At 56.4% G+C, this 305-nt stretch carries 1 protein-coding gene; it reads left to right on the top strand.

Features of this window, described 5'->3' with window-relative positions:
- Positions 1-305: hypothetical protein (locus tag BIU91_RS19035; protein ID WP_171907862.1), on the top strand; the 305-nt coding region annotated here is incomplete at both ends.

Below are 305 nucleotides of genomic sequence, written 5' to 3'. Positions count from 1 at the left end.
TCGACGCAAGCCGGCTGGCACGCAGGTCCGTTCATCCACCGCAGCATCCAGCATCTCATCGACACGTACGCCCCGGGCAACGGCGGATGCACCTATCTGGGTTGGAGCGAGTTCATCGGACGCAAGCAAATAGTCAAAAAGAAGGAACAGGAGAAAAAAACTCTCATGGTAGACGAAGGACAACTCGAAGTGCTTTACCGCTTCTACTTAGGAACGCCGATCAGCCAGTACGGCTATGACAACCGGCTCGGCAAGCAGACGTTCGCTCAGGCGCAGCGTGAGATCGGAGACGCCAGTGCTCAGAA

The sequence above is a fragment of the Curtobacterium sp. MMLR14_002 genome (assembly GCF_001864975.1).
Lineage (GTDB): Bacteria > Actinomycetota > Actinomycetes > Actinomycetales > Microbacteriaceae > Curtobacterium > Curtobacterium flaccumfaciens.
This window is presented reverse-complemented; position numbering and strand designations above follow the sequence as displayed.